The organism is Paenibacillus sp. 2RAB27 (genome assembly GCF_052115445.1).
In the GTDB taxonomy this organism is placed as follows: Bacteria; Bacillota; Bacilli; order Paenibacillales; family NBRC-103111; genus Paenibacillus_E.
The window spans coordinates 1-9,882 of sequence record NZ_JBFRGR010000069.1; the positions used below are offsets into that span (position 1 = coordinate 1).

At 50.3% G+C, this 9,882-nt stretch carries 5 protein-coding genes and 2 riboswitches; of the genes, 1 reads left to right on the forward strand and 4 read right to left on the reverse strand.

Translation table 11 applies throughout. The annotated features are described in order from the left end of the window. Positions 1-548: 548 nt before the first annotated feature. The 4 genes from atzF to AB4114_RS35045 are packed head-to-tail and all read right to left on the reverse strand — an operon-like array spanning position 549 to position 7,478. On the reverse strand, positions 549-2,405 hold the full coding sequence (gene atzF, locus AB4114_RS35030) for an allophanate hydrolase (RefSeq protein ID WP_441992555.1): 1,857 nt from the start codon (positions 2,403-2,405) through the stop codon (positions 549-551). An 18-nt stretch (positions 2,406-2,423) separates the two neighbouring features. After that, the gene (uca, locus tag AB4114_RS35035) at positions 2,424-6,047 is read right to left on the reverse strand and encodes an urea carboxylase (protein WP_441992556.1); all 3,624 of its coding nucleotides are present in this window, start codon (positions 6,045-6,047) and stop codon (positions 2,424-2,426) included. A 28-nt stretch (positions 6,048-6,075) separates the two neighbouring features. Then, the gene (locus tag AB4114_RS35040) at positions 6,076-6,726 is read right to left on the reverse strand and encodes an urea amidolyase associated protein UAAP2 (protein WP_441992557.1); all 651 of its coding nucleotides are present in this window, start codon (positions 6,724-6,726) and stop codon (positions 6,076-6,078) included. Between the two features lie 32 nt (positions 6,727-6,758). Next, entirely contained in the window at positions 6,759-7,478 is a 720-nt protein-coding gene (locus tag AB4114_RS35045) for an urea amidolyase associated protein UAAP1 (protein WP_441992558.1), read from the reverse strand. A gap of 69 nt (positions 7,479-7,547) precedes the next feature. Further along, positions 7,548-7,647: riboswitch (guanidine-I (ykkC/yxkD leader) on the reverse strand. Positions 7,648-7,837: 190 nt separating this feature from the next. Continuing rightward, positions 7,838-7,944: riboswitch (guanidine-I (ykkC/yxkD leader) on the forward strand. Between the two features lie 87 nt (positions 7,945-8,031). On the opposite strand from AB4114_RS35045, the gene AB4114_RS35050 reads away from it, so the two are divergent. Further along, positions 8,032-9,375 (forward strand): APC family permease, encoded by a 1,344-nt coding sequence (locus AB4114_RS35050; RefSeq protein ID WP_441992559.1) that lies wholly within the window; start codon positions 8,032-8,034, stop codon positions 9,373-9,375. Positions 9,376-9,882 lie beyond the last annotated feature (507 nt).

Below are 9,882 nucleotides of genomic sequence, written 5' to 3' on the forward strand. Positions count from 1 at the left end.
GCTCGTCCGTATATCTGAAAGCTGACTTGCTCATTTGGCTCGTCCGTATATCTGAAAGCTGACTTGCTCATTTGAAGCTAGCGAGATTTTGCAATCTCTTTTATAGTCGATTACTCGACTGTGCTTACTCACTCGTTGTTCAGTTTTCAAAGATCAATTATTCTTTCGTACGCTGTCGTGTTACCGGAGCAGCGAGATGTAATATACCACAGATCGTTTCACCAATGCAAGTTCTTTTTTCGATTGGTGTCGATGTCGAGAAGTTCATTTCGCATCATTTGTGTTTGCCTGCTTCAGAACAACGAGGACTAATGTACCATGCCTAGAAATCAATTACAACCCCTTTGGAATAGTTCCATTATTGCCATTGTTTTGAATTGTTTTATATTCAAAAAAAGAACCTGCAGCAACAAGCTACAGGTGTCTAGCATTTATATATAATAAAGGGGGTTAAGACATAGTATAGACTCGCGACCTTAAACGAACCTGAAATTCGCATCTAAAAAAAAAGGGGGGGGAGCTCTCCGCTCGTTCCTTTTCGCCGTCAATTACAAAGGCACCACGTTGCGCCAACTACGCAACGCTGTAACATCTTCCGCGCCTTCGGCCGCGTAAGCTTCACAAACAAAGCCCGGGACTTCCGTGCCGTCCCGGAGCTCAACCTTGCCGATCCCGAGCGGAGCCGGGATCGCTGCCGCAAAGCCGCCGAATGCCTCGAGCGGCATCTCCCAGATCTCCAGCAGGATGGCTGCGCCACCCTGCTGTTGCTTGATCATCCCCGGCTTCGCAGGGGATGTCGGCAGCTTCACAAGGCTGTACTTCGCCGCGGATTCATCCTCTCGGATGAACCGCGCTCCGCAGCCTTGCATCTGTTTCTCCAGCGGGTAGCCACGCATGTGCAGCCCGCAAACCGCCACGAGCGTCGTTTGCGCAGCAGCGTCGCTCCCCGCACTTGCACTCGAACTCGCCTCCGCGCTCACACTCGCAGCAACCTCCGCCTTCGCCACATCTTGCTCATCGTTTGCAAGGAACAACTCCGCCGTGCCGCAGATTAGCCCCTCCTCTTCCGCTACAGCGAAGAGGGTAATCCCAAAAGGCGTCTGCGGCGCCGCATCGCCCGCTGGCACAGCCACTGCGCACAGATCCAGCAGGTTGCAATGGTTCGTGTAGCGCCCCATATCACGATTGGTGCTGATTGGGTCAGCAAGAACTTGCTCACGCGTCCATGTGCCTCCACAGGTCGGCATCACTAGTACCGCATCGCGAAGCAACTTGCGAACCTCCAGCTTCAGAGCTTGAAGCTTATGCATCGCAACAAATACCGATGCCGCGTCATACTCGGCAGCTGCGCCCGAGCGCAAAATCTTTTCCGTCACCGGATATGCTACACCTGGATTCGCCTCAATAAATGGTCCTATATCAGCCCAGCGTTCAGCTACCCATGGACCTTCATATAATATCGCCGCAGCTCGCGCAAATAATTCAACATCTATCTCTTCAATCAAAATACCCTCACGACGACCAACCTCACGCACCTGTTCAACGGCGCATAGCCACGCTGCGCGATACTCCGCAGCGTAAGGCCCGTAGAAGCCTAGCTCGCCACTTGGCAATAACACGCGAGCAGGCAGTCCCACTGGCTTCCGCACAACATTGCGGGACCAAGGATCTTCCGCGTGGATACCGCGTGCCACGCTATCTACGACAAGCGCATCCGCGAGGGAATGCGCGAAGACCGTGACGCAGTCGAGGCTCGCACAGGCTGGCACGACCCCAAGGGTCGGCCATGCGCCGAGACTCGGCTTATAGCCGACTAGGCGATTCAGCGCTGCCGGCACACGGCCGGAGCCTGCTGTATCTGTACCAAGTGAGAAAACCACTTGGCCCCGGGCTACACTGACTGCCGAGCCGGAGCTCGAGCCGCCGCTGATCAGTTCAGGACGCAGCGCGTTATGCGCATCCCCGTAAGGACTGCGCGCGCCTACTAAGCCCGTCGCGAACTGATCTAGATTGCTTTTGCCTACAGGAATGGCGCCTGCCCCAATCAATCTCTCTACGACACCCGCATGCTCATCCGGCGTATACGCATATTCTGCGCAGCCTGCGGTCGTCGGGACTCCAGCTAGATCAATGTTATCTTTGATCGCAAAAGGAATACCCCAGAGAGGTGCATCCGCCATCGAGAGAGATGACAAGCGATCCAAGTATGGCTGAATCGCGTCCATCGTCGGCGGCGTAATCCAAATGTTCATATCCGCATCCGCGATGGAACGCTCTACAATGGTCGCCATGACCTCCTGTGGAGATAATGAGCCAGCTTCATACTTTTCACGCAAGTAAGCAATCGTTAATTCTTTTTCCAACTCATCACTACTAATCCGTTCTCCGTCTATTCGCTCTCCCATAGCCCCTTTACCTCTCCCTTATGCAGATTGTGCAATACCCAGAATTAATTGTCCGGCATGCACCTGATCGCCCGGCTTAACGCCAATCATCGAAACAAAACCGTCACAAGGTGCGTGCTGAGGGAACTCCATTTTCATACTTTCAAGGATCGCCAGTTGGTCGCCTTTCTTCACTTGCTCACCAGGGGATACCAACACTTTCCAAACGCTGCCCGGCATAATACCGCGTACCGCGATTGTTCCTGCAGGCAACTCATCCTCTGGTGCAACATTGCCTGTCTCCTGCTCGGAGACATATTCCGCTAACCCCTTCGCTTTCCAGCTCTCACGCTCTTCTTTGAACGCATCACGCTGCTGGGTACGGAACGTATCGGTTGTTTCTTCTATAGAACTTAGGAATTGTAGATATTCACCTAAATCAAACGTCGTCTCTTGAATGTCCGCCTCATAACGACCGCGAGGGAAATCCTCACGCAGTTGCAGCAGTTCTTCCGCACTCACTTCATAGAATTGAATTTGATCAAAAAATCTCAGCAACCAAGGCTTACCCGCCTGAAAACTCTCCGTTGAGCGCAGACGATTCCACATCTGAATGGTACGTCCTACGAACTGATATCCGCCTGGACCTTCCATCCCATACACACACATGTAAGCTCCGCCGATACCGACGGCATTTTCTGGTGTCCATGTACGAGCTGGGTTATATTTCGTTGTAACTAGACGATGACGAGGATCAACCGGCGTTGCCACAGGAGCCCCTAAATACACATCACCTAACCCGAGTACGAGGTAGTTCGCTTCATATACTATTTTCTTTACTTCATCTATGGTGTCTAATCCATTAATACGTTGAATGAATTCTAAATTACTCGGGCACCAAGGTGCATCCGGGCGCACGCCTTGCTGATAACGCTCGATCGCAAGTTGCGTTGCTGGATCATCCCATGACAATGGCAAACGCACGATACGCGATGGCACACGGAACTGTTCTAATGGAGGCAGCGCAGCATCGATCTCAATGACCTTCAAGCACGCCTCAGTCACAGTAATTTGCGATGGATCAATATGAATTTGCAAGGAGCGAATACCTGGCGTCAAATCCAACACGGGAATCGAGCCACTTTCGACAATCGCCTGCATTAAAGCCTGAACTTGGAAGCGAAGCAGCAAATCCAGCTCTAGCTCCCCGTATTCGACGAGTAAGTTTTGGTCTCCGCAGCAGCGGATCGTGATTGGGAAGCGACGGTTCTCTACTTCATGGAAAAGTCGTGGATACTCTGGCGTAACCTCCTCATTTACAGCAGGCAGCTGCACATGCACCAACTGGTCAAAATGCCCCTCGCCAATCGCACGCAGGTTGCTCTCTTGCAGATCACGCAGGGCTTCAGCTTCAGGAAGCGTCAGCAGGTGGAAACGGATCGAGTCACCAGGGTGTAATTGACCCAGCTTCCAGAACTCCGCCGATGCCGTCGTCACTGGACACACGAATCCGCCAAGACTCGGCCCATCAGGACCAAGCAGAATCGGCATATCACCCGTTAGGTCGAGCGTCCCAATTGCATAGGCATTGTCATGAATATTGGAAGGATGAAGCCCAGCTTCCCCACCATCTTCACGTGTCCATAGCGGAGCAGGCCCTTTCAAACGAACCCCCGTCCGCGAGGAGTTAAAATGCACTTCCCAACTCGTTTCTGTCAGTTGATCCAGATACTCCGTCCGCAAAAACTCACCGGTACAATGCGGTCCAGGCACGACCCCAATCGTCCACTCACGTGTCATCCCTGGGCGATGATCAAGAGCCAATTCAAACACGTCTTGCACACGGTTCTCTCCACCTTCGTTAACACCAAGCACATCGCCCGTGCGAAGCGCACGTCCGCCGTGACCACCAAAGCCACCCAACGTAAACGTGGATGAGCTGCCTAGAAGCTTCGGCATATCGAGTCCGCCGCCGATGAGCAAATACGTGCGCATGCCTTCTTTGGCTTCGCCAAAGCTTAGCACTTGCCCTTGGGATGCAAACACCGGACGGTACGTAGCAACCGTCTTCCCATCGAGCTCCGCTTGCATATCGGCACCTGTTACGCAGAACCACATGTCGCTGCGGAACTTGTAGGAGCCGCCACGCAGGGTCATTTCTAGACCAGGCGCATCGTCCGCATTGCCTAGCAATTTATTTCCGATACGGAACGATAACGGATCCATCGGTCCGCAAGGCGGAACCCCTACATCCCAATGGCGGATACGGCCGGGGAAGTCTTGCACAGTCGTTTGAATGCCGCCATCAACGACTTCAAGTGCGCGCTCTGTAGGCTCAAAAGTATTGAGCAATTGTGTGTAGACATTGCCTGTGAGGCAAGCCTCTTCTTGCAAAAGCGCACGCACATACTGCAAGTTCGTCGTTAACCCATACATGCGCGTTTCAGCCAGCGCTTCTACTAATTTATGGATCGCGTCTAAGCGGTCTTTGCCGTGAACAATAATTTTAGCCAACATCGGATCGTAAAGTGTCGTTACCGTTAGACCATCGCGAACCCACGTCTCATTACGAGCTTCGCTAGAGAAAACAGCGCGATCCAACTGACCAGCGCTTGGACGGAACTGTTGCAAGCAATCCTCTGCGTAAATCCGCGCTTGGATGCTGTGGCCATCAGGTTTGCGGATGAGGGATTGTAGGTCATCCAGTTCCAATGCCGCTTCACGCACCATCCACTCCACGAGGTCAATGCCGAGTACTTCCTCCGTCACACCGTGTTCTACTTGAAGACGTGTGTTCACTTCCAAGAAGTAAAACTCACACGTTTCTGGATCATAAAGATACTCAACCGTGCCTGCACTGCGGTAACCTACTTCTGCAGCCAAACGTTTCGCCGAAGCAAACATCGCCTCACGCACTTCATCCGACAGGTTCGGAGCAGGACTTTCTTCTATGACCTTCTGATTACGGCGTTGGATGGAGCAATCGCGCTCACCGAGCGTTACTACTTCACCTAAGGAGTTGCCGAAAATTTGCACTTCAACGTGACGAGCACGGGCAATATATTTCTCGAGGAACATGCCCCCGTTTTTGAAATTCGTTTCAGCCAAATGGCGTACGCCATCATAGGCAGAGCGCAATGTCGCTTCATCTGCACATACGCGCATGCCTATACCGCCGCCGCCCGCTGTACTTTTCAGAATAACCGGGTAGCCAATACGCGCAGCTTCCGTTAAAGCTTCTTCCAGCTCCGTGATTAGCGGAGTACCTGGCAGCATTGGAACACCTGCACGTTCGGCAATTTCACGTGCGGAATGCTTTAGTCCGAACATCTCCATTTGCTCCGGAGTCGGTCCGATGAATACAATGCCATGCTCGCGACAAGCACGGGCGAAATCCGCATTCTCACTCAAGAAGCCATAACCAGGATGGATCGCTTGCGCACCGGTTTCGAGCGCTGTTTGGAGAATCAGCTCGGTATTCAAGTAACTCGACTTCGCTGGCCCCTCACCAATCAGAACCGCTTCATCGGCTCCATCCACATGTAAACTATCTTGATCTGCTGCCGTATATACAGCCACGGATTGAACTCCCAGTTTGCGTAATGTACGCTCGATACGCACTGCGATTGCTCCACGGTTCGCAATTAGCACTTTTGTAAACATCGTAACCACTCCTTCATGTGTATGTTTCTTATTTCTCCCAGATGAGCACCTGAATCGGTGTCGGGTTATAGGCATTACATGGATTGTTAAGCTGCGGACAATTGCTGATCAGTGCCATGGTGCTGCCAATGGACTGCATTTCGACATAGCAGCCTGGTGCGGATACACCATCATCGAACTTCAAACCGCCATCCGGTGTCACGGGTACATTCATGAAGAAATTAATGTTTGGAGCCAAATCCCGTTTCGTATACACGCCTTCCTGTCCCGCCAATTGAAGCATGAACGTATCGCGACAGTTGTGCATCGACAGCTTATCGTGCGAGTAACGCACCGTATTGCTTTGTGCCGAACAAGAGCCGCCGACCGTATCGTGACGTCCGCAGGTGTCAGCTACAATTTTCAACAATTCCTTACCTGACTCAGCTCTCAGGATGGAACCTGTGCTCAAGTAGATGTTGCTTTGCCCTGTGATCGTCGCCACCGCACTGTAGTGATCCTCTGGATTTTCCGCATCATAGAACAACGTGTCTGCTGCTTGATTCCCTTCGAGATCCACGATCCGCATCACTTGCCCTGGCTTCAGGACACGCATCCAGCCATCTCCTGCTTGAATCACTTCACTATAAATCGCATCCTCCACTAGACGAGGGCTTTCTACTCGATTAAAAACTGCCATACTCCCATGCCTCCTTTGTGTAATCGTTTCTATTAAGAACCTTGCAGTGTGTGATATTCCCATGTATTTTCAAAAGCTCGGCGATTCTCAGGGCGATAATTCAAGCAAAAATCATCTTCAATAACAGGCGTGGCGGCCAGCACTTCGATTTTGACTGGCACCGAAGGGTAGTTCTCTCTTGGATCAAGTGGGTTCGGCGTGTTAGACAGAACGACTAGTGTGTCCAGCTCAGTTCTTAACGTAACTGTGGCCCCTGCTGGGCAGTGGTCTAGGCTGAGTCCCATGTTCCCATTGTCATCCACGACGACTTTGGAAAATAAATTCACCACCGGCATCATATCCCGCATGCTCAGGCCATTACGAACCAGCTCAACCGCAAAGTTCTCTTGACCGCTGCGCAGCCAATCATTGCGCAGCTCCTGATAATTCGTCGTTCCGTACTTGGCATCTGTTACTGCACGGCTTGTGTATCCACTAAGTGGATCATGCCACCCTAGGCTGTCTTCCACGATACTCACCATCGCACGGCCATTATCGCTCATCAGTACATTCCCGCGAGTCAGATGAGCCGTATGCTGCGCCTTCAACGTATCCGGCATATTGTAACGCTCCGTCAGATCCTTCGCGTGGTACAACTGAATCGACACATTCGCACCTGCTTCCAGCGCAGTCAAACGAATCAACTTTCCTTTGCCAATTACCCCTGACCATTTGCCTCCTGGCCCTATCTCCTTGCTCCAAATGTTCCCCATGCTATCGCTCTCCTTCGCTTTTTGCTTAAACAAAAAGGGAGACATCACAAGACCCATTGTCTTGGTGATATCTCCCAGGTTTTTATCCTTCCGTGGCACTCTTTCACAAGAGTGGTTTACTCTCGGACCAGCCCGGTACGTTACCGGCGGAACCCTAGTAAACAATCGTATTCGTTTATGTTACTAAACATAACATCGTTGATGTTTTGTGTCAATAACTTCTATACATTTTAGTTAATTGGCATAAAATACTTCTCATAAACCTAATTGTGTGTTATATTAACTTACACAAAAAACGAATATCTAACATCATTAATAAAATGGTTAACATCCTTACATATAAGTAATGAAACATCACATACAAAGTTTTCTAGGGTTCCGCGGGATGGCTTGCCACCTCGGTCTGGACCAAGAGGAAACGCACAGCTAAGGACTGTGTTCACGGAGGGATAAAAGCCCGGGAGATATCTGTAACCTAGATATCGCCTTGGCTTTTTTGCATACAAACCTCTTCTGTGTTCACATTAACCACTGATGAGGGAGTGTTATCGCTATGACCACTGAAGGCACACTACGTAAATCCCTAAGCTTGTATCAAGTTGTTTATATGGGGCTCGCTTGGATGACCCCTATGATTTATTTCTCCATCTATGGGATCGCTTATGAGAATGCCCATGGGATGTTGACGCAGGCTTACCTCCTCGCTTTCATTGCGATCTTCTTCACCGCGTACAGCTATGGCGTGATGTCTAAGGTTTTTCCGACTTCCGGTTCCGCCTACACCTACACCAAAAAAAGCATCCATCCCTATCTAGGCTTTCTCGTAGGCTGGGTCTTGCTCCTGGACTATTTCTTCTCCCCTATCATCGCGTGCTTAACCTTCGGCATTTACCTGCATGCTCAGTTCCCGTCCATTCCTGCTTATGTGTGGATCATCGGGCTTAACATCGTCCTCGGTCTCATTAATATCATTKGTATCAAATTCTCTGCAAATATCAGCAAATTGTTCGTCTGGATTCAAATTATTTTTATTGCTGTGTTCTGCTTTTTTCTATTCCGCAACTTATCCGGTGTTGGTGAGATTCACCCGCTTCAGCCTTTTCTGCAAACGGATGTACCTTTCTCCACCATTCTCGCTGGCGCTTCTATTATATGTTTCTCATTCTTAGGCTTTGATACAGTGACAACGATGGCCGAAGAAACGGTCAATTCCGAGAAAACCATTCCACGCGCAATCATGATCATCATTATTACGGCTAGCGTTCTTTACTTAGTGCCATCATTCCTAACACAGCTCGTGTATCCGCATTTAACTTTTGTTCACATTGATTCTGCAGGCTTTGAAATTGTGAAAATGGTAGGCGGCGCCGCATTAAGTTCCGTGTTCTTCACCGTCTTGATTCTTGCGATCTTCACGCAAGGATTATCATCCGTAACTAGCGTGTCACGTCTCCTGTTCGTGTTGGGTCGAGATAACGTGCTGCCGAAGCGAGTGTTTGCGTTCCTTCATCCGAAGTTGGGCACACCGGTTATCAACATTGTGATCGTTAGCGTCGTCTCGCTGCTCGCGCTCGTGATCTCCTTGGATAATGCCGTGAAATTCGTCAATTTCGGCGCCCTTTCCGCCTTCTTCTTCGTCAACGTATCTGTCATCGCACAAAAGTATATGAAAGAACGCCAACGCTCGCCGAAGCAAACGATCTTGTATCTCGTGCTTCCGTTGCTAGGCGCCGGATTCATCGGCTATCTACTGTCGTTGCTGGATAAGGATGCGATATGGATGGGCATAACGTGGCTGCTGATTGGGGTGGTATACCATCTCGTTCAAAAGCGTACCGCTCAAACCAAAGATGCCGCAATTGCTATTAGGGCTGCACGCTCAACGCCCCTGAACTAGCTAGCATAGAACCAGAAAGAACCTGAGGATTTCCTCAGGTTCTTCTTTTCTTGTGTAGAGGTACTACTACTTCCGACTACTCCGCTACTTCATACTGCAGCCCACTTAACCTTGTCTCACATTTCATTGCTTCATGTTACAACCTCCATCTCTACCTTCTTGTCTACTTCACCCACCACCTCATTACCTCCATCCCTACCTTTTTGTCTACTTCAACCCCACCTCATTACCTCTCCACGCCATTCCCATCTCCAACTAGCTAATCACTGCCTCTCCGCAACACAACGCAAAAAAATAGCTGGAAAAACTCCAGCTATTTTCTCACATATTCAGCTCTGACGAACATTAGCTGTAAAACCTCCAGTTAATTCCAGCCTTTTCTAACGAAATGGGCCAAAACTCTGAAGCCCCCTAATTGGATTGGAGTCATCAATATGCAATAAGGTACAATATCGGTGAGGGGGAATGAAATGTATGAAAAGCAATATCCTTTATGATGAGCAACGC